Genomic DNA, 18,027 nt, shown 5'->3' with positions numbered 1-18,027 from the left:
CGCGCTGGGGACCCCCACCTTCCAAGGAGTTCCCCCATGCCCCCCCACACCGACGACCTGCGCATCCGCAAGATCGAACCGTTGACCCCGCCGGCGCAGCTGCTGGCGATGCTGCCCTGCGACGATGAAGCGTCCGATACGGTGAGCGCTTCGCGCGCCGCGCTGCACGAGATCCTGCATGGCCGCGACGACCGCCTGGCCGTGGTGATCGGCCCATGCTCGATCCACGATCCGGTGGCCGCCATCGAGTACGCCCAGCGCCTCAAGCCGCTGCGCGATGCCTACGCCGACGAGCTGGAGATCGTCATGCGCGTGTACTTCGAGAAGCCGCGCACCACGGTGGGCTGGAAAGGCCTGATCAACGATCCCGACCTGGACGGCAGCTTCAATATCAACAAAGGCCTGCGCGTGGCGCGTGGCCTGCTGCGCGACATCAACAAGCTGGGCCTGCCGGCCGGCGTGGAGTTCCTGGACGTGATCTCCCCGCAGTACATCGCCGACCTGGTGGCCTGGGGCGCGATCGGTGCGCGCACCACCGAAAGCCAGGTGCACCGCGAGCTGGCGTCGGGGCTGTCGTGCCCGGTCGGCTTCAAGAACGGTACCGACGGCAACATCAAGATCGCTGCCGATGCGATCGGTGCGGCCTCCAACCCGCATCACTTCCTGTCGGTGACCAAGGAAGGCGGCACCGCCATCGTCGCCACCGCCGGCAACCCGGATTGCCATGTGATCCTGCGCGGCGGCAAGACCCCCAACTACGACGCCTCCCACGTTGAGGCGACCAGCCAGACCCTGGCCAAGTCGCACCTGGCCGCGCGCATCATGATCGATGCCAGCCATGCCAACAGCAGCAAGAATCCGGAGAACCAGCCCAAGGTCATCGCCGACATCAATGCGCAGCTGGCCAATGGCGAAGAGCGCATCGTCGGGGTCATGGTCGAGAGCCACCTCGTGGCGGGCCGCCAGGATCTGGTCGAAGGCCAACCGCTGGTCTACGGGCAGAGCATCACCGACGGCTGCATCGGCTGGGACAGCTCGCTGGCCGTGCTCGAGTCGCTGGCGCAGGCGGTGCGCGCGCGGCGTGCGGCGCGGGTGAGCGAAGCGGCGTGAGCCGAAGGTGCGCTCGGCACGCGTCGGGCGCACCGATTACGTCCTGGGCAGGTATCTTTGACGTAAATCCAAACGCGGGACGGCCGTTGCGGAACGCCATGCTGCGACCAGACACAAAGGCACCTGGCATGTATCAAGTTGGCATCGCATTCGCGCATCCCTCCGATCAGGCCTGCGGATGCGCAGGTCGCATCGAAACCAGCGCTCCATCCATCGAACATGGCGTGGATCGATTCTGGGAGGAACTCCGCCCTGGTCTGCAGCGCCTTGCCGGTCGATTCAACTGGTGCTGGGTCGGCAGGCTTCCTGTGGAGGTGGAGGGCGGCGCGACCCGCTTCGGGCACGTGCGCAGGCACGTTGTCGAAACACTGAAAGCATTGATGCACGCGGGCGATGCGGCGGGCCACGAAACGTTCGTGTTCTTTGTTGCGGACTGGCCTGAAGACGATCAATGCCGATACGGGAGCGGGAGTATCGCGGATCTGGAAGGCTATCTTCGGCTCTTTGATGACTGGGATGAATGGATCTATCGCGCCGACCGTGATTCCATGCAGCAGGGGCATGGCACGCCGCTGCTTGTGAGGGTGCGGCAGGAGCCATGAGGCCGATGCCGAACGTCCGGATCCTGTCGCCGATCGTTCAGCCTGCCCGCCGCAGCTTCGCCAACGCCAGGTAGATCGCCGGGGTGGTGTACAGCGTCAACCACTGGCTCACCAGCAGCCCGCCGACGATTGCGATGCCCAGCGGCTGGCGCATCTCCCAGCCTTCGCCGGTGGCCAGCATCAACGGCAGGGTGCCGAGCAGGGCGGCCACGCTGGTCATCAGGATCGGGCGGAAGCGCAGCCGTGCGGCGTCGCAGATCGCATCGTAGGGTGACAGGCCGCGCTCGCGCTCGGCCGACAGCGCGAAGTCGATGATCAGGATGGTGTTCTTCATCACCACCCCGACCAGCAGGAACAATCCCAGCAGCGAGATCAGGTTCAACTCGTTGCCGAACGCCATCAGCGCCAGCAGCGCGCCGACGCCGGCAGAGGGCAGGGTGGAGAGGATCGCCAGGGGCTGCACGAAGCTCTCGTACAGCACGCCAAGCACCAGGTACACCGCCAGCATCGCACCGAGGATCAGCCACAGCTGGCGCTCGCGCAGCTTCTCGAAGCCGCCGGCTTCGCCACTGAGCCGCGCCTGCACGTGGGTGGGCAGCATGATCCCGGACATCGCGCGGTCCACTGCCTTCACCGCCTGCTCCAGGGTGACGCCGGGGGCCAGCGCGAACTCGATCCACACCGAGGCGAACTGCTGGCTGTGGTAGATCCGGTCCGGTGCCATGCCGTAGTCCCAGCGGGCAATGGACGACAGCGGCAGGCGCTGGCCGTCCTTGCCGATCACATGGATCTGCTCCAGCGTGGACGGGTCCTGGGTGTAGCGCGGGTCCAGCTCCATCACCACCCGGTACTGGTTGAGGGTGTCGTACAGCGTGGCCACCTGGCGCTGGCTGAAGGCGTTGTTGAGCACCGAGGCGATCATGCGCATGTCCACGCCCAGCCGCGCGGCCGCATCGCGGTCGATGTCCAGCACCACCTGGCGCATGCCCTCGTCGCCCTTGGACTCCACGTCCACCAGCTCGGGCAGGGCGCGCAGCGCATCGCCGACCCGGGGCGTCCACTGGCGCAGTGCGGCCAGGTCGCCGGAGAGCAGCTGGAACTCGTACTGGCCGCTGTCACCGCTGCCTTCCAGCTTGATGTCCTGGTCCACCCACAGGAACATCCCGCCGCCGGGAATCTTCGGCATGTTGGCGCGCAGGCGGTCGATCACCTGCTGGCTGGAGACTTTGCGCTCGGCCAGCGGCTTCATCTTGATCATGATGAAGGCGTTGTTGACCCCGCTGCGCCCGCCGATGTACCCGATGATGTCGCTGATGGCCGGATCGGCCAGCAGCATCCTGCGGTAGGCCTCGATCTTGGGCTGCATCACCTGGAACGACAGCCCGTCGTCACCGCGTGCGAAGCCGCGCAGCTGCGCCGTGTCCTGCTTGGGCACGATGCCCTTGGGCACCTGCTGGAACAGCCACACGTTCAGCGCGATCACGCCTGCAAACAGCAGCAGCGGCACCGCGAGCCAGCGCAGCATCGTCTGCAGGCTGCGCACGTAGGTGGCGCGCAGGCGCTCGAACAGGGCGGTGCCCGCGCGCTGCAGCCCGTTGCCGGGCCCGGGCCGCGCCTGCCCGAGCAGGCGTGCGCACAGCATCGGAGTCAGGCTCAGCGACACCAGCAGCGACACGCCCATCGCCGCGACCAGCGTCAGCGAGAATTCGCGGAACAGCTTTTCCACGAAGTCGTCCAGGAACAGGATCGACACGAACACCACGGCCAGCGCGATGTTCATCGACAGCAGTGTGGCGCCGACCTCGCCGGCACCGCGCAACGCGGCCTGCAGCGGCGACGCGCCAAGCTCGCGATGGCGGGCGATGTTCTCCAGCACCACGATGGCGTCGTCCACCACCAGCACGGCCGCCACGATCAACGCCATCAGCGACAGCGTGTTGAGCGAGAAACCGAGCAGCGCGATGATCGCCAGTGCGCCGAGCAGCGACACCGGGATCGCCAGCGTCGGCACCAGCGCCGCGCGCCAGTGACCGAGGAAGGCCAGCACCACCAGCACCACCAGCGCGATCGCCAGCAGCAGGGTCAGCTCGGCTTCGCGCAGCGTGGCGCGGATCACCGGCGAGCGGTCCATCACCACCTGCATGTCGATGCTGGCCGGCAGCAGCGCCTGCAGGGTGTCCATCTGCGCGGTGATCGCGTCGACGGTTTCGATGATGTTGGCGTCCGGCTGGCGACTGACAATCAGCAGCACCGCCGGGCGCGCGTTGTGGAAGCCGCTGGCATAGCGGTCTTCGACGCCTTCGCTGACCGCCGCCACGTCCTCCAGATGGACCGGCCGGCCGTCGCGCATGGCGATCACCAGCGCCCGGTACTCGGCGGCCGTTCGCAGCTGCAGCGTAGCCTCCAGCTGCCATTGCCGCGACTGGCTGGCTACCGTACCCAGCGGTTTGAGTGCATTGGCATTGCGGATCGCCGCGGCGACATCGTCCAGCGCGATGCGGTACTGGTTCAGCGCGTTGGGGTCGAGCGACACCCGTACCGCCGGCAGCGAGCTGCCGCCCACCTGCACCTCGCCCACGCCGGGAATCTGCGCCAGCTTCTGCGCGATCACGGTCGAGGCCACGTCGTAGATCTGGCCCGGCGAAAGGCTGTCCGAGCTCAACGCGAGCGCCAGGATCGGCGCCTGCGAGGGATTCACCTTGCGGTACTGCGGCATGCCCGGCATGCCGCTGGGCAACTGCGCGCGGGCGGCGTTGATCGCGGCCTGCACATCGCGTGCGGCATCGTCCACGTTGCGGCCCAGCGCGAACTTCAGTTCCACCTGGGTCGAGCCCTGGGTGCTGGCCGAGTCGATCCCGGTCAATCCCGGAATCGTGCCGAGCGCGCGCTCCAGCGGTGTCGCCACGTTGGCAGCCATCGACTCGGGGCTCGCCCCGGGCAGACTGGCGCTGACGTTGATCGCCGGGTAGTCCACCTGCGGCAGCGGCGCCACCGGCAGCAGGCGCAGCCCGAGCAGGCCGGCCAGTACCACCGCCACCGACAGCAGCACGGTGGCGACGGGGTGCTGCACGAACCAGCCGATCGCGCGCGACAGCGGCGTCACGCCTGCGCCTCGACAGCCGCGTCGCCGGCGGTGGCGGGGCGACGGCGGAAGCGGTCAAAGAACAGGTAGATCACCGGGGTGGTGAACAGGGTGAGCACCTGGCTCACCACCAGGCCACCGACCATCACCACGCCCAGCGGCTGGCGCAGCTCGGCACCGGAGCCGCTGGCGAACATCAGCGGAACCGCGCCGAACAGCGCGGCCAGGGTGGTCATCAGGATCGGGCGGAAGCGCAGCAGCGCCGCCTGGTGGATGGCCTCGCGCGGGCGCATGCCCGACTCGCGCTCAGCCTCCAGCGCGAAGTCGATCATCATGATCGCGTTTTTCTTCACCAGCCCGATCAGAAGCACGATGCCGATCACCGCGATCAGGTCCAGGCTGCGGCCGCTGAGCAGCAGCGCCAGCAGCGCGCCCACCGTGGCCGAGGGCAGGGTGGAGAGGATGGTAATGGGGTGGATGAAGCTCTCGTAGAGCACGCCCAGCACCAGGTACATCACCACCACCGCGGCCAGTACCAGCCACAGCGTGCTCGACAGCGACGCGCGGAACGCATCGGCGGCGCCCTGCAGGCGCAGCTCCACGCCGGTCGGCAGGTTGATCGCCGCGCGTGCGCCTTCGATTGCCGCCACCGCTTCGCCCAGCGACGCACCGTCGGCCAGGTTGAACGAGACCGTGACCGCCGGGAACTGGCCAACGTGGTTGATCAGCAGGTGCGCCGGGCGCTGCTCGATGCGGGCGATGCCGGCCAGCGGCACCTGCCGCCCGTCCGGGCCGGTCACATGCAGGCGCGCGATCGCGTCGGGCCCGAACGCGGCGTCCTGCCGCGCTTCCAGCACCACGCGGTACTGGTTGGCCTGGGTGAAGATGGTGGAGATCTGGCGCTGGCCGAAGGCGTCGTACAGCGCATCGGCCACCGCATCCACGCTGATGCCCAGCCGTGCGGCGGCCACGCGGTCGATCAACACGTGCGCCTGCAGGCCCTGGTCCTGCAGGTCGCTGGCCACGTCGGCCAGTGCGGGCGACTGCTGCAGATGGGCAAGCAGGCGGGGCGTCCACGTGGCCAGCGCATCGCTGTCGGGGCTGGTCAGGGTGAACTGGTACTGGGTACGGCTGATCCGGTCTTCGATGCCCAGCTCCTGCACCGGCTGCAGGTACAGGCGGATGCCGGGGACATGTGCCACGCGCTCCTGCAGCCGCGCGATGATCGCCTGCGCATCGGCATCGCGCTGCGCATGCGGTTTGAGTTCGATCAGCAGCCTGCCGCTGTTGAGCGTGGCGTTGTTGCCGTCCACGCCTATGAACGAGGACAGGCTGGCCACATCCTCGTCGGCCAGCAGTGCCGACGACAGCGCCTGCTGGCGCTGCGCCATCGCCTGGAAGGAGATCGACTGCGGCGCTTCGCTGATGCCCTGGATCAGCCCGGCGTCCTGCACCGGGAAGAAGCCCTTGGGCACCCACAGGTACAGCACCGCGGTCAGCAGCAGGGTGGCGACAGTGGCGGCCAGCATCAGCGGCTGGCGCTGCAGGACCCAGCGCAGCTGGCGGTCGTAAAGGGCGACCACGCGGTCGAACGGGTCGCCCTGCTGCGCCGACTCGCGGCCGTCGCTGTCGCGGCGCGTGGCGTGGCCGGCCTTGAGCAGCCGCGCGCACATCATCGGGGTCAGGGTCAGCGAGACCAGCAGCGAGATGCCGATGGCCACCGCCAGGGTGATGGCGAACTCATGGAACAGCTTGCCCACCACGTCGGCCATGAACAGCAGCGGGATCAGCACCGCGATCAGCGACAGGGTCAGCGAGATCAGGGTGAAGCCGATCTGGCGCGCGCCCTTGAGCGCGGCCTGCAGGGGCGTCTCGCCGCGTTCCAGATGCCGGGCGATGTTCTCCAGCATCACGATCGCATCGTCCACCACGAACCCGGTGGCGATGGTCAGCGCCATCAACGTGAGGTTGTTGAGCGAGAAGCCGGCCAGCAGCATCACCCCGAACGTGCCCACCAGCGACAGCGGCACCGCGATGGACGGGATGATCGTGGCCGGGATGTTGCGCAGGAACACGAAGGTGACCATCACCACCAGCGCGATGGCGATCAGCAGCTCGTGCTGCACGCCGCGGATCGAGGCGCGGATCGATTCGGTGCGGTCGCTCAGCACCGTCACATCCACGCCTTTGGGCAGCGACGCCTGCAGCTGCGGCAGCAACGTGCGCACCTGGTCGACCACGGCGATCACGTTGGCGCCGGGCTGGCGCTGGATGTTGACCAGCACCGCCGGGGTGGTGCCCGACCAGGCGGCGAGCTGGCGGTTCTCGGCGCCGTCCTCGATGGTCGCCACATCGCCCAGACGCAGCGGCGCGCCGTCCTTGTAGGCCAGGATCAGCGCGCGGTACTCGGCCACCGAGCGCATCTGGTCGTTGGCATCGAGCATGATCGCGCGGGTCGGGCCATCGAAGCTGCCCTTGGGCAGGTTCACGTTGGCCGCGCCGATCGCCTGGCGGATGTGCGCCATGCTCAGGCCGTTGGCGGCCAGTGCCGACGGATTGGCCTGGATGCGCACCGCCGGCCGCTGGCCACCGGCGAGGCTGACCAGGCCCACTCCGGGCAGCTGCGACAGCCGCTGCGCCATGCGCGTATCGACCAGGTCGTGCACCTGCGGCAGCGACAGTCCCTGCGAGGTCACCGCCAGGGTCAGGATCGGGGTGTCGGCCGGGTTGACCTTGCGGTACACCGGCGGCACCGGCAGGTCATCGGGCAGGAAGCTGTCGGCGGCATTGATGGCCGCCTGCACTTCCTGCTCGGCCACGCCCAGCACCACCTCCAGCGAGAACTGCAGGGTGATCACCGAGGCGCCACCGGAGCTGGTGGACGACATCTGCTTCAGGCCGGGAATCTGCCCGAGCTGGCGTTCCAGCGGGGCGGTGACCGCGCTGGTGGTCACCCCCGGACTTGCGCCCGGGTACAGCGTGGTCACCTGGATGATCGGGTAATCCACCTGCGGCAGGGCGGCCACCGGCAGCAGCCGGTAGGCCATGATGCCGGACAGCAGCAGCGCCACCATCAGCAGCGTGGTGGCTACCGGGCGCTCGATGAAGGGACGCGACAGGTTCATGCGCCGGCCCGTGCCGGATCCTGTGCGACCACCTCCACCTTGGCGCCTTCGCGCAATCCGTCGATGCCTTCCACCACCACCCGTTCGCCGGCCTTGAGCCCTTCGCGTACCGAGACGCGCTCGCCGTCGGCCGGGCCGAGCACCACGTTGCGCAGGTGCGAGGTGTCATCGGCGGCGATCACATACACATAGGTGCCCTTGCTGCCGAACTGCACGGCGGCATTGGGGATCACCACCGCGTCGCTGCTGCTGACCTGCAGGCGGATGTTGACGAACTGGTTGGGGAACAGGGTTTCATCGGCGTTGGCGAACTGCGCGCGCAGCTTCAGCGTGCCGGTGGCGGTGTCGATGCGGTTGTCCAGGCTGGACAGCACGCCGTCGCCGAGCGCATGGCGCTCTTCGCGGTCCCACGCTTCCACGGTGAGCTGCGGGGTGGCGCGCACGGCGGCGACCACTGCCGGCAGGTCCGGCTCGGGCACCGTGAACAGCACGCTGATCGGCATGGTCTGGGTGATGGTGGCCAGCGGCTCGGTATCGCCGCTGCGCACCAGGTTGCCCACGTCCACGTTGCGCAGCCCCATGCGCCCGGCGACCGGCGCGGTGATGCGGGTGTACTGCAGCTGCAGGCGCGCCTCGTCCACCGCGGCCTGGTCGGTCTGGCGCCGGCCCTGCAGCTGGCGGACCTTGCTCTGCTGGTCGCTCAGCTCCTGCGCGGAGACGAAGTGCTTGCTCTGCAGTTCGACGTAGCGCTTGAGCTGGGTCTGGGCGTTGTCCAACTCGGCCAGGTTCTGCTGCTGGGTGCCCAGCGCACGCGCCAACTGCACCTGGTAGGGGCGCGGGTCGATCTCGGCGATCAGGTCGCCGGCCTTGACGTGCTGGCCCTCGCGGAACGCCAGCCGCAGCAGTTCACCATCGACGCGGCTGCGCAGGCTCACGGTGTGCAGCGGGGTTACCGTGCCAAGCGCCTTCAGCCGCACCACCAGGTCCTCGCGCACCACCGTGGCCACGCGCACCGGGGTGGCCGCGGCGGCGGGGGCGGCCTTGTCCGCCGGTGCCGGCGCGAACACACGCCAGGCGATCGCGCCGGCGGCCAGCACGGCCAGCAGCAACAGCGGTTTGAACAGACGGCGGGTACGTGACGACGGGGGCAGCGGGGCAGACATGGGGCATCCTGCGCGCCCACCAGCGGTTGGCGCGTCCATGAGGTACCGGCCCGTGGGGGCAGGCGAGACGAAGTGGGGATGTCTGGCGGGGCCGCGGATCGAATGCCGCAGCGTGGCTGGATGCCGTCCGCGAAGACGGGGCCGCTATGGTAACGCGCGATGCAGCTGCGCTCACATGACCTTGGTCATGTGTGCATCAACGGCTCAATGCACCTCGTCGCGGTACACGAACTTGGGCATTTCCCATTTGAAGTGGATCGCCAGCAGGCGGAACAGGAAACCGCCGCCCAGGCACCACAGCGTGGCCGCGTTGAGCGACATGCCCAGCTCCATCAGCACCAGCCAGGCCGCGCCGGTGAGCAGGGTGATCACCGCATACAGTTCCTTCTGGAAGATCAGCGGCACCTCGTTGCACAGCACGTCACGCAGCACGCCACCGAACGCACCGGTCAGCATGCCGGCGATCAGCACGATCGGTGCGGTATGCCCGCCCTCGCGCGCCACCGCACAGCCGATCAGGGTGAACGCAATCAGGCCCAGCCCGTCCAGCACCAGGAAGGTGCGGCGGAAGTGGTGCATCCAGCGCGCCACCCAGGTGGCGATCAGCGCCGCGCAGATGGTGAAGCCCAGGTACTCCGGGTGCTTCACCCAGCCCAGCGGGTAGTGGCCCAGCACGATGTCGCGAAGCGAGCCGCCACCGAGCGCGGTGACGCAGGCGATGATGACCACGCCGAACAGGTCCATGCGCCGCCGTCCCGCAGACAGTGCGCCGGTCATGGCTTCGGCGGAGATGGCGATGAGGTAGATCAGGGAGAGCAGCATGGGGGGCTCCGGACACGACAGGCGGGGACGGCACCACGCACGCCGCACGCCAGCGCGGTGCACTGTCGTGAGGGTGGGATACCGTTGCCGCTCCCGCTGTCCTTTTGCCTGAGAGTTCGGTGGCCAGGCCACGTGCCCCTTCGGCGGGTCATTGAAGACCTCTCTCCAGATCGGCGTGTCGGATGCATGGTTGGTGGCGTATCGAGCCACCGGCCTGAGCGATTATGGGAGCCTGCGCCTTCGGCGGGCGCCAGCGCGGCGCCTCTCTCCTGCATCCGGGGCGGATTCTAGCAGCCAGCGGCGCCGGTCCGGGGGATAATCCCGGTATGTCCGCTGAACCGCCCGCCTGCTGGTACCTGTACCTGCTCGAATGCCGCAACGGCAGCTTCTACGCGGGCATCAGCACCGACGTGGCGGCCCGCTTCCAGGCCCACCTGGCCGGCAAGGGCGCCCGCTACACGCGCGCCAATCCGCCGGTGAAGGTGCTCGCCATGCGCGCCTACCCCGACCGCGCGGCGGCATCGAAGGCCGAATGGGCGCTCAAGCGCCAGCCGCGCGCACGCAAGCTGGCGTGGCTGCAGTCGCCCTGAGCAGACCCACTGGTCGGCCACGCGATCCTGGCCGACAATCCCTGCAGACCACCCACCCTGGATTGCCATGACCCGCGATGTTGCGCTGTACCCGGAAGACGAAAACGGCGATGTGCTGTGGAACATGCTGCAGGACGGCGATGACCTGACCATTCCCCGCGAAGTGGACTTCGCGCTGATCTTCCCGACCGAAGACGTCGCCATCGCGTTTGCGGTGCACCTGCTGCGCAACGAGCAGAAGGTGTCGTTCTCCGCCCATGAAGAAGACGAGGACTTCCCGTGGCAGGTGGTGGTGCATCCGCTGATGATCCCGACCTACCAGAACATCGCCGGCTTCGAAGGCCTGCTGGTCAGCGAGGCGGTGTCCTACAGCGGCAAGGTCGACGGCTGGGGCTGCATGTCGCAGGCCAGCTGACCGCACGCCATCATCAGCAAGGAACGCACATGAGCGACATCGCAACGCAGCGGCAGGCGCACGCCCTGGCCGCGATAAAGCAGGCCATCGGCACCGAGGCCGCGGAGGACGGGGTCGACCTGTTCGTCAGCCATCATCGCGAGGAACTGCCGGCCAGCTACTGGCGGCAGTACCTGGGCCAGACCGAACCGGATACCGCCGGCATCATCGGCCTGCTCCAGTTCGCCTCGGCATGGGGTGAGGATGAAAGGGAGTACATCGACTTCACCCTGCCGGGCGACGTCACCCAGTACGTGCTGTCGGTCCATTTCGACGACGCGGGCGCGATCGACAGCATTTCGATGGAAAGTTGACGAGGACCGCCCTGGAACATCCGACACAAGGAGCAGTGAGCGTCATGACGACGATGGAAGAAGGAGCCGGCGGATACCGCATCGGCGCGAAGGAAATCGATGCCGTGCTGTGCCGCGACGCGGCGGTGCGCTACGACTATTTCGTCAAGCGCGTGGCCGATTGGGAGGAAATCTGGAGCCTGCGCAACGCGGGCGGCTGGGTGGCGGCGGCCACCGATACGGGCCAGGAGGTGCTGCCGTTCTGGCCCTTCGCGGCGTTCGCGCAACGGGCGGCCACCGGACCGTGGGCCGACACCGCGCCCGCGCCGATCGCGCTGGAGGCGTTCCTGACGCGCTGGCTGCCGGGCATGGCCGCCGACGGGCGGCTGGCCTGTGTGCTGCCGGCGGGCGCTGACCGTGGCGCCACGGTGGACCCGCTGCACCTGAAGGCGGACATCGAAGCAGAGCAGGAGCGACTGCAATGAGCGGCGCGTCGGGTGCCGCCCCACGCGGGTTCTTCGCGCGCCTGTTCCGCCGCCGCGAGTATCTCCAGCACCCGGAACTGGGCCGGCTGGAGCTGATCGTGGGCGCGGGCAACACGGGTCACTGGATCCAGGACAACGACGACGACGACGGCGTGCTGGCCAGTTTTGAGACCGTCGGCAACGCGCCGCCCACCGCCGCGCAGGTTGCGTTCCTGCGCCGGATCGTCGGCGATCCTGCATTGATCCTGGACGACGTGCAGGCGGTGATCGCGCCGGCCTATGCACAGTACTTCGGGGAGCCGCTTCCCCGTGCGTGGCCGTTGTCGATGCGGCTGTGCGCGGTGGGCGTGCCGCTGGACGCCGATCCGGCCAATCCGTGGGACCTCAGCCTGGAATCGGAACAGGGCGCGATCTTCAACGTGGGATTCCGCAACGGCACGGCGGTGATCGACGCCATCGACGACTGAAGGGGGGGCGGGTACAGCGCCCGGTGGGCACCGGGCGCTGCAGGGGTGCTCAGTGGATGTAGTTGCCGAGACTGAATGAGTTGTGCTCGTGCAGGCTGGCGCCAGCCGCAACCGAGAGCATGAAGTCCCGGTATCCGGGTTCTTCGTCGAAGCGCTTGGATACAAGCTCCTGCAGGCGGATCAGTTCGCGAGCGCTTTCGGCCCAGTCATCTTGGACTTTCCGGCATTTTCTTCTGCTGGTGGATGGCGACGTCCACCGCGCATCCGATTGATGCGGATCTGCCTTCGCCAACGCCTTGGCAACCTCGAGATGGCGACAGAGCTCAGAGTAGGTCCCTGGCCATTGAAGGCCCTTCTTGTACTTCATCACTCTCGGTGGCGCGCCCAGCACGATGGACTGCGTGCCGATGATCTGTGCGGTGTCCGGATGGAAGGTGAGGATGTGGCTTTCCATCGGCCAATCTGTGGTCGAACCTATGTTGCGGTCACGTCCATTGCCAAACGTCGTGTCTGTCATTGCGTTGTGAGTGTGTCCGGACACGTATGTCCAACCTTCTGGCCGGGCCGCTTCCAGCAGGGCCGAAAGCTTGCTGCCCTCTTTCTTCAGCGAATGCAGTGGGAAGTGACCTGCAACAATCAGGCTCCGGCTGCGCGAAATCCCCTGGATGAGCGAATGGATCGTGATGAACTGACTCTCACCAATGCAACCAATCTGTCCCGCATTGGTGCTGATGTATGCCGGTCCGCCTTCGGCCTTCTCACAAACGGATGTATCTATGAGGATCAGGGTATGTCGCTCATCCAGATCCACCGCCTGGACGATGAAGGACTTCCATGTGCGCATGTAGTCCATTGCCTCGTCGCGTCCGCCGGGTTGGGGGCGGTACCACACACCATCGAACCGGTAGTTCATCCGTCCAAGCGTGGTGCCCGGTTGGCCGACTCCGCTGAACGCGAGTCCGCCGTCCGATGTGTTTCCATTCGACGTCTGTTCCAACCCATGTAATTTGAGATCTTCCGCGTAGCGAGCCAGCCAGCGCACCTTGTTCATCGGCGTGCCGGGATCGCTGCCGGCAACGGATGGCCGATAGCAGCCATCCAGCCAGTTGCGGTCTCGCATGCTGGTCCCCTGAACCTTGGGGGCGTCGCTCGGCTGCCAGAAGGATTCGTCGACTGGCAACGAAGCTGTCTCCATTGACACGGGTTTGCGGACGGCGGCATCGGTAGGAATGTAGGAGTTCACGGTTCCCATCAGATAGCTGTCGTGGTTGCCATGCGCCATCAGCCGAATGATCTCGCGCGGGGCACGTTTGAACTCCGCATCGAACGTATCGGCCTCCCCGCTGCAGGCAATGTTGGTACCGTCGCCAAGTACCACCACGAGCGGGTTGTTCGCGGGCAAGCGGGCCTGACCTTGCTGCAACGCGTATCGCAGGGTAAGCGGCGCCAACAGATTCACCTCCGGCGGTCGGATCGCCACGCCGGACACCCAGTTGGACACCGGAAACATCTGCTTCAGCGCGGCCCCGTACACGTTGTGGATCTGCGGATCCGCCAGGAAAAACACCTGCGTCGGCGGTGCTCTTTCCTCCGCGCCCAACGCCGACGCCGAACACGCCGCCAACGCGGCCGCAACCAGTACCTTGCGCATGCACTACTCCTCCTTGGTGGTGACACGGGAAGCGGCCACTGGCGCAGTGAACTCCAGCAATGCGCGAACCAATGGGCCGCGGGGGAAGTGGTTGTTGCCCCGGAACGGGCGCATCAGCGGGGCGGGGCTGTCCTCGAACGGCAGCGCGATCGACCAGTGGTCGGCACGGAACACCCCCAGCACCGTACTGCCGGGAATCACGGCGTCTTCCAGCAGCACCTGCCCGTCGTTGCGCGCGTCGATCAGCGACAGCCACGCATGCGCGCCGGCGAGCAGCGGGTTGACGTTGCCACGTTCGGCAACGGCGACGACGCTGTAGCTGGGAAACGGCGGACGGGACGCCGCGAAGGCGTCGGCGACGCGCATGGCCTCCGCATGCGTCAGGCTGCGGACGCCGCCGGCATCGCTGCGCTTGCAGGTGGGCAGATCGAACCGCGCCAGGTCGCGATAGAGCGTGTGCCCGTCATCGGCGGCCGGCGACCCCTGCACCGCGCCGGCCACGGCGATCAGCGCCGACACCTTGTGCCGCCACGCAGCAGCCTGCGGCTGGCTGGCCGCCAGCATCACGTCGGTGGCGCCCTTGGAGTAGGCGATAATCACGGCGTGGGCGTCCTCGGGCAGCGCGGCCAGCAGGGTGTGCAGGTGGTCGGCATTGCGCGCCGAGGAGGCATGTCCTTCCACCTCTGCCACGGTGACCCGGTAGCCCAGCGCGGCCAATGCCGCGTGATCCTGTGAGAAGGGGGTTACCCAGCGCGCCACGCACTCGCCGAAGATGCCGGGGATGATCACCAGATCGCGCGTGGCGGGCAGCGGATCGGGAGAGGGCAGGTCGATGGCGTGGGCGGCCCCGGCCTCGATCGGCCACCACCACCGCGCACAGTCCTGCATTGCCGTGGCGGGCGTGGCCTGCAGGTGCCGGCAGAACACGGCGGAGAACGGCTGGCGTGCATCGGTGATGCCGGCCTGCGCCCAGCTGCTGCGCACCGTCGGGTACGGGACATCCTTCACGCCAATGCCGGTGGTCGCGCTGCAGCCGGCCAGCAGGGCCAACAGGGCCAGCAGCCAGGCGCGTGCCTGACGGTGATGCGTCATGCGGCTTCTCCCCCTGAAGAAACTGCCGCGACTCTACCGCCGTTCCCGGCGGTCGTCGAATCCGGGTCCGCAGCGCGGTCCGGTCGGTTGTCATCGCCGCTGGCCGCGCTCTACCATCGCTCGGTCGCAATGCTCTGGCTTGCGGTTGCCCAATAGTGACGCGCCAGGGAGGCCAAGGGTGGGGACAGCGAAGTTCTACAAGGCAGTGGGCGCGGTGATGCGCGATGGCGACGCGCACGACCAGGCGCAACGCCTGCAGGATGCCTACGACACGGTCCGCGACGACTGGCTGGCGAAGCGGGACTACACCACGTTGGTAAAGGCGATCCTTGGCAACTGGACCTGCGGCAACTGCGTCCCGTACATGCTGCCGCTGAGTGCGGCGCTGCTCGGCAGCGGCGAACACGCGCTGCACCGGACATTGTGGGCGCACACCGTCAGGCGCCAGGTGGAGACGTTCTTCCGCAACTACACCGCCCTGCGCAGTGCGCGTGTCAACGCTGAAGCACTGCTGGCCGTCGATACGCGTGGCTTCAACGAATTCGACACCGACCACTATGCGGACGGGCACCGGGCCTGCGGCTTCCTGCTGCAGCGCCTGTTTGACAGCCTGGCGATCTGGCGCGGTGAACGGGTTGGCGCAGGCCTGCCCGCGACCGAACCGGATGCCATCACCGCCAGCCTCTGGCACCTGCGCAAGCCACGCATCGTGGTCGCCCGCCTGCCGCCGGGCTGAGTGCCGGCGGGGTCAGGGCGACGGGGGACGGCCCCGCCGGTCGTCGCGGTCGTCGCCGAAGATGATCCGCGCGCTGCGCTGGTAGCTCCAGTACGCCACCGCCCAGTTGAGCAGCACCACGATGCGGTTGCGGAAGCCGATCAGGAAGAACACGTGCGCGGCGAGCCAGAACCACCAGGCCAGCACGCCGGACAGCTGCAGCTTGCCCAGGTGCACGATCGCGGCCATGCGCCCGATCGTGGCCAGGTTGCCGAAGTCCTGGTACGCGAACGGGCCCGGCGCGGGCTTGCCGTCCAGCCGCGCGCGAAGGGTGGCGGCGACGTGCTTGCCCATCTGCTTGGCGGCGGGGGCCACGCCCGGCACCGGCTTGCCGTCGGCCTGGCTGATCGCAGCCAGATCGCCGGCCACGAAGATCTCCGGGTGGCCGTCCAGCGTGAGGTCGGGCTGCACCGGCACGCGGCCGGCGCGGTCCAGCGGCACGTCCAGCGTGCGCGCCAGCGGCGATGCCGCCACGCCGGCTGCCCAGACCACGGTGCGGGCGGCAATGAACCGGTCGCCCAGCTGGAAGCCCTCGCCATCGATGTGGCTCACCGGCGTGCCGGTCAGGACTTCCACGCCCAGCTTCTCCAGCTGGCGGCGCGCCTTCAACGACAGCACCTCGGGGAAGCTGGACAGCACGCGCGGGCCGGCCTCCACCAGACGGACCTTGGCGCTGGCCGGATCGATATGACGGAACTCGTTGCGCAGGGTATGGCGGGCAATCTCGGCCAGCGTGCCCGCCAGCTCGACGCCGGTGGGGCCGCCGCCGACCACCGCGAAACTGAGCCAGGCGGCCTTGCGCGCCGGGTCCGGTTCGGCCTCGGCGCGCTCGAACGCGAGCAGCAGCTTGCGGCGCAGCGCGATCGCATCGTCCAGCGTTTTCAGACCCGGCGCATCGGCGGCCCATTCGTCGTGGCCGAAGTACGCGTGGGTGGCGCCGGTGCAGAGCATCAGCATGTCGTAGCCGAGCTGGCTGCCGTCGGCCAGGGTGATGCTGCGGGTGTTCTTGTCGATCGCGGTGACTTCGCCCAACCGGACTTCAACATTGCGCTGGTCGCCGAGGATATGCCGCAGCGGCGCGGCGATATCCGGTGCCGACAGACCGGCGGTGGCCACCTGGTAGAGCAGTGGCTGGAACAGGTGGTGGTTGCGGCGGTCCACCAGGGTGATGCGGACGTGCGCCCTGGCCAATGCGCGGGTGGCCCAGAGGCCGGCGAAACCGCCACCGATGACAACCAGGTGGGGCAGGGGGGCGCGGGTCATGCAGTCACTCCTGGGCGGGGGCCGGCCATCCGGCACCGTGGGTACGTTGTCGACGCGGCATATCGTCGCACGTGAAGCGCGATGTTCACGTGGATGGCCGATACTGGGTTCAGCAGCGGTCGCGCTTGCCGGCGGCCCGTGTCCATCCGCACTGGAGGTCGAGATGTCCGAACCGGAAAAGCGCATCGCCCTGTTGATCGATGCCGACAACGCGCCGTCGTCGAAGATCGACGTGGTACTGGCCGAGGTGGCGCGCTATGGCGTGGCCAACGTGCGCCGCGCCTACGGCAACTGGAAGAGCCCGCGGTTGAAAGGCTGGGAATCGGTGCTGCACGAATACGCGATCCGCCCCATCCAGCAGTTCGCGTACAGCCGTGGCAAGAATGCCTCGGACATGGCGATGGTGATCGACGCGATGGACATGCTGTACGCGCGCAACCTCGACGGCTTCGCCATCGTCTCCAGCGACGCGGATTTCACCCCGCTGGTGATGCGCCTGCTGACCGACGGGGTGAAGGTGTATGGCTTCGGCGAGAAGAAAACGCCGGAGCCGTTCGTCAACGCCTGCTCGAAGTTCACCTACCTGGAAGCGCTTGGCCAGGGCCACGCTGCCGACCCGGAAGTGGAGCAGGACAACGAGGAAACGCGGCCGCGCAAGACCGGCCCGGAACTGCGCAGCGATACCCGGCTGGTGCAGATGCTGCGCCGCGCGGTGGCCTCGGCCGAAGCCGAGGATGGCTGGTCGCACCTGGGCCCGGTCGGCAGCCAGATCGGCAACCAGGCCTCGTTCGACTCGCGCAACTACGGCTACGCCAAGCTCAGCGAGCTGCTGGCCGCCACCGGCCTGTTCGAAATGAAGAAGGACGGCAAGTCGACCTACGTCCGCGCGCTGCCCAAGAAAAGCGCCAGGTAGCGCCGACCGTTGGTCGGCTGCTCTCCGTCCGCAACGGATAAACCCGCGTTGCACCGGTAGAGCCGACCGTTGGTCGGCTGCTCTCCGTCCGGCTACCGACAAACCCGCGCTGCGCGCGTGAGCCGACCAACGGTCGGCTC

The 18,027-nt window shown here is 67.9% G+C and carries 16 protein-coding genes and 2 riboswitches; of the genes, 9 read left to right on the top strand and 7 right to left on the bottom strand.

The window, feature by feature from the left end; translation table 11 throughout:
• Positions 1-36: 36 nt before the first annotated feature.
• Both aroG and ACO6VK_RS19445 read left to right on the top strand, forming a co-directional pair.
• Positions 37-1,110, top strand: a complete 1,074-nt coding sequence (gene aroG / locus ACO6VK_RS19450) for a 3-deoxy-7-phosphoheptulonate synthase AroG (protein ID WP_422510033.1) — start codon at positions 37-39, stop codon at positions 1,108-1,110.
• 128 nt (positions 1,111-1,238) lie between these two features.
• On the top strand, positions 1,239-1,712 hold the full coding sequence (locus ACO6VK_RS19445) for a hypothetical protein (RefSeq protein ID WP_422510031.1): 474 nt from the start codon (positions 1,239-1,241) through the stop codon (positions 1,710-1,712).
• 37 nt (positions 1,713-1,749) lie between these two features.
• On the opposite strand, the gene ACO6VK_RS19440 is transcribed toward ACO6VK_RS19445, so the two are convergent.
• The 4 genes from ACO6VK_RS19440 to ACO6VK_RS19425 all read right to left on the bottom strand — a co-directional run bounded on the left by ACO6VK_RS19440 (position 1,750) and on the right by ACO6VK_RS19425 (position 9,904).
• Positions 1,750-4,815, bottom strand: coding sequence for an efflux RND transporter permease subunit (locus ACO6VK_RS19440; protein WP_422510029.1), 3,066 nt, complete (start codon positions 4,813-4,815; stop codon positions 1,750-1,752).
• Complete coding sequence (locus tag ACO6VK_RS19435) at positions 4,812-7,919, bottom strand: MdtB/MuxB family multidrug efflux RND transporter permease subunit (RefSeq protein WP_422510027.1); 3,108 nt, start codon at positions 7,917-7,919, stop codon at positions 4,812-4,814. The genes ACO6VK_RS19440 and ACO6VK_RS19435 overlap by 4 nt, the downstream gene beginning before the upstream one ends.
• Positions 7,916-9,082 carry an MdtA/MuxA family multidrug efflux RND transporter periplasmic adaptor subunit gene (locus tag ACO6VK_RS19430; protein ID WP_422510025.1) on the bottom strand — a complete coding sequence of 389 codons (1,167 nt, stop codon included), beginning with the start codon at positions 9,080-9,082 and terminating at the stop codon, positions 7,916-7,918. The genes ACO6VK_RS19435 and ACO6VK_RS19430 overlap by 4 nt, the downstream gene beginning before the upstream one ends.
• A 204-nt stretch (positions 9,083-9,286) precedes the next feature.
• Positions 9,287-9,904, bottom strand: coding sequence for a trimeric intracellular cation channel family protein (locus ACO6VK_RS19425; RefSeq protein WP_422510023.1), 618 nt, complete (start codon positions 9,902-9,904; stop codon positions 9,287-9,289).
• 88 nt (positions 9,905-9,992) lie between these two features.
• Positions 9,993-10,083: riboswitch (glycine riboswitch) on the bottom strand.
• A 20-nt stretch (positions 10,084-10,103) separates the two neighbouring features.
• Positions 10,104-10,186, bottom strand: a riboswitch (glycine riboswitch).
• 44 nt (positions 10,187-10,230) lie between these two features.
• Between ACO6VK_RS19425 and ACO6VK_RS19420 the strand changes: the two genes are divergently transcribed.
• From ACO6VK_RS19420 to ACO6VK_RS19400, 5 genes are all read left to right on the top strand, one after another.
• Positions 10,231-10,494 (top strand): GIY-YIG nuclease family protein, encoded by a 264-nt coding sequence (locus ACO6VK_RS19420; protein ID WP_422510021.1) that lies wholly within the window; start codon positions 10,231-10,233, stop codon positions 10,492-10,494.
• 67 nt (positions 10,495-10,561) lie between these two features.
• Complete coding sequence (locus ACO6VK_RS19415; RefSeq protein ID WP_422510019.1) at positions 10,562-10,909, top strand: ribonuclease E inhibitor RraB; 348 nt, start codon at positions 10,562-10,564, stop codon at positions 10,907-10,909.
• A 29-nt stretch (positions 10,910-10,938) separates the two neighbouring features.
• Positions 10,939-11,262 (top strand): DUF2004 domain-containing protein, encoded by a 324-nt coding sequence (locus tag ACO6VK_RS19410; protein ID WP_422510017.1) that lies wholly within the window; start codon positions 10,939-10,941, stop codon positions 11,260-11,262.
• Positions 11,263-11,306: 44 nt separating this feature from the next.
• Entirely contained in the window at positions 11,307-11,726 is a 420-nt protein-coding gene (locus tag ACO6VK_RS19405; protein ID WP_422510015.1) for a DUF2750 domain-containing protein, read from the top strand.
• Positions 11,723-12,193: a hypothetical protein gene (locus ACO6VK_RS19400; RefSeq protein WP_422510013.1), complete on the top strand. Its 471-nt coding sequence runs from the start codon at positions 11,723-11,725 to the stop codon at positions 12,191-12,193. The genes ACO6VK_RS19405 and ACO6VK_RS19400 overlap by 4 nt, the downstream gene beginning before the upstream one ends.
• 49 nt (positions 12,194-12,242) lie before the next feature.
• Here ACO6VK_RS19400 and ACO6VK_RS19395 read toward each other — a convergent pair whose 3' ends face one another.
• Both ACO6VK_RS19395 and ACO6VK_RS19390 read right to left on the bottom strand, forming a co-directional pair.
• A complete protein-coding gene (locus tag ACO6VK_RS19395) occupies positions 12,243-13,844 on the bottom strand; it encodes a hypothetical protein (protein ID WP_422510011.1) in 1,602 nt (533 codons plus the stop codon).
• Positions 13,845-13,847: 3 nt separating this feature from the next.
• Complete coding sequence (locus ACO6VK_RS19390) at positions 13,848-14,936, bottom strand: hypothetical protein (RefSeq protein ID WP_422510009.1); 1,089 nt, start codon at positions 14,934-14,936, stop codon at positions 13,848-13,850.
• A gap of 178 nt (positions 14,937-15,114) precedes the next feature.
• Between ACO6VK_RS19390 and ACO6VK_RS19385 the strand changes: the two genes are divergently transcribed.
• On the top strand, positions 15,115-15,672 hold the full coding sequence (locus ACO6VK_RS19385; protein ID WP_422510007.1) for a hypothetical protein: 558 nt from the start codon (positions 15,115-15,117) through the stop codon (positions 15,670-15,672).
• Between the two features lie 12 nt (positions 15,673-15,684).
• Here ACO6VK_RS19385 and ACO6VK_RS19380 read toward each other — a convergent pair whose 3' ends face one another.
• Positions 15,685-16,974 (bottom strand): NAD(P)/FAD-dependent oxidoreductase, encoded by a 1,290-nt coding sequence (locus ACO6VK_RS19380; protein ID WP_422510005.1) that lies wholly within the window; start codon positions 16,972-16,974, stop codon positions 15,685-15,687.
• A 163-nt stretch (positions 16,975-17,137) separates the two neighbouring features.
• On the opposite strand from ACO6VK_RS19380, the gene ACO6VK_RS19375 reads away from it, so the two are divergent.
• Entirely contained in the window at positions 17,138-17,887 is a 750-nt protein-coding gene (locus tag ACO6VK_RS19375; protein WP_422510003.1) for an NYN domain-containing protein, read from the top strand.
• The last annotated feature ends 140 nt before the right edge of the window (positions 17,888-18,027 follow it).

Source organism: Stenotrophomonas sp. GZD-301 (genome assembly GCF_049310345.1).
Classification (GTDB): domain Bacteria; phylum Pseudomonadota; class Gammaproteobacteria; order Xanthomonadales; family Xanthomonadaceae; genus Stenotrophomonas.
The sequence above is the reverse complement of the archived record's forward strand: the minus strand, read 5'-3'. Positions and strand labels throughout refer to the sequence as shown.

Coding starts and splice junctions, on each gene's coding strand:
- ACO6VK_RS19420 (WP_422510021.1), top strand. CDS start 10,231: ATGTCCGCTGAACCGCCCGCCTGCTGGTACCTGTACCTGCTCGAATGC.
- ACO6VK_RS19415 (WP_422510019.1), top strand. CDS start 10,562: ATGACCCGCGATGTTGCGCTGTACCCGGAAGACGAAAACGGCGATGTG.
- ACO6VK_RS19400 (WP_422510013.1), top strand. CDS start 11,723: ATGAGCGGCGCGTCGGGTGCCGCCCCACGCGGGTTCTTCGCGCGCCTG.
- aroG (WP_422510033.1), top strand. CDS start 37: ATGCCCCCCCACACCGACGACCTGCGCATCCGCAAGATCGAACCGTTG.
- ACO6VK_RS19395 (WP_422510011.1), bottom strand. CDS start 13,844: ATGCGCAAGGTACTGGTTGCGGCCGCGTTGGCGGCGTGTTCGGCGTCG.
- ACO6VK_RS19380 (WP_422510005.1), bottom strand. CDS start 16,974: ATGACCCGCGCCCCCCTGCCCCACCTGGTTGTCATCGGTGGCGGTTTC.
- ACO6VK_RS19375 (WP_422510003.1), top strand. CDS start 17,138: ATGTCCGAACCGGAAAAGCGCATCGCCCTGTTGATCGATGCCGACAAC.
- ACO6VK_RS19410 (WP_422510017.1), top strand. CDS start 10,939: ATGAGCGACATCGCAACGCAGCGGCAGGCGCACGCCCTGGCCGCGATA.
- ACO6VK_RS19405 (WP_422510015.1), top strand. CDS start 11,307: ATGACGACGATGGAAGAAGGAGCCGGCGGATACCGCATCGGCGCGAAG.
- ACO6VK_RS19425 (WP_422510023.1), bottom strand. CDS start 9,904: ATGCTGCTCTCCCTGATCTACCTCATCGCCATCTCCGCCGAAGCCATG.
- ACO6VK_RS19435 (WP_422510027.1), bottom strand. CDS start 7,919: ATGAACCTGTCGCGTCCCTTCATCGAGCGCCCGGTAGCCACCACGCTG.
- ACO6VK_RS19445 (WP_422510031.1), top strand. CDS start 1,239: ATGTATCAAGTTGGCATCGCATTCGCGCATCCCTCCGATCAGGCCTGC.
- ACO6VK_RS19430 (WP_422510025.1), bottom strand. CDS start 9,082: ATGTCTGCCCCGCTGCCCCCGTCGTCACGTACCCGCCGTCTGTTCAAA.
- ACO6VK_RS19390 (WP_422510009.1), bottom strand. CDS start 14,936: ATGACGCATCACCGTCAGGCACGCGCCTGGCTGCTGGCCCTGTTGGCC.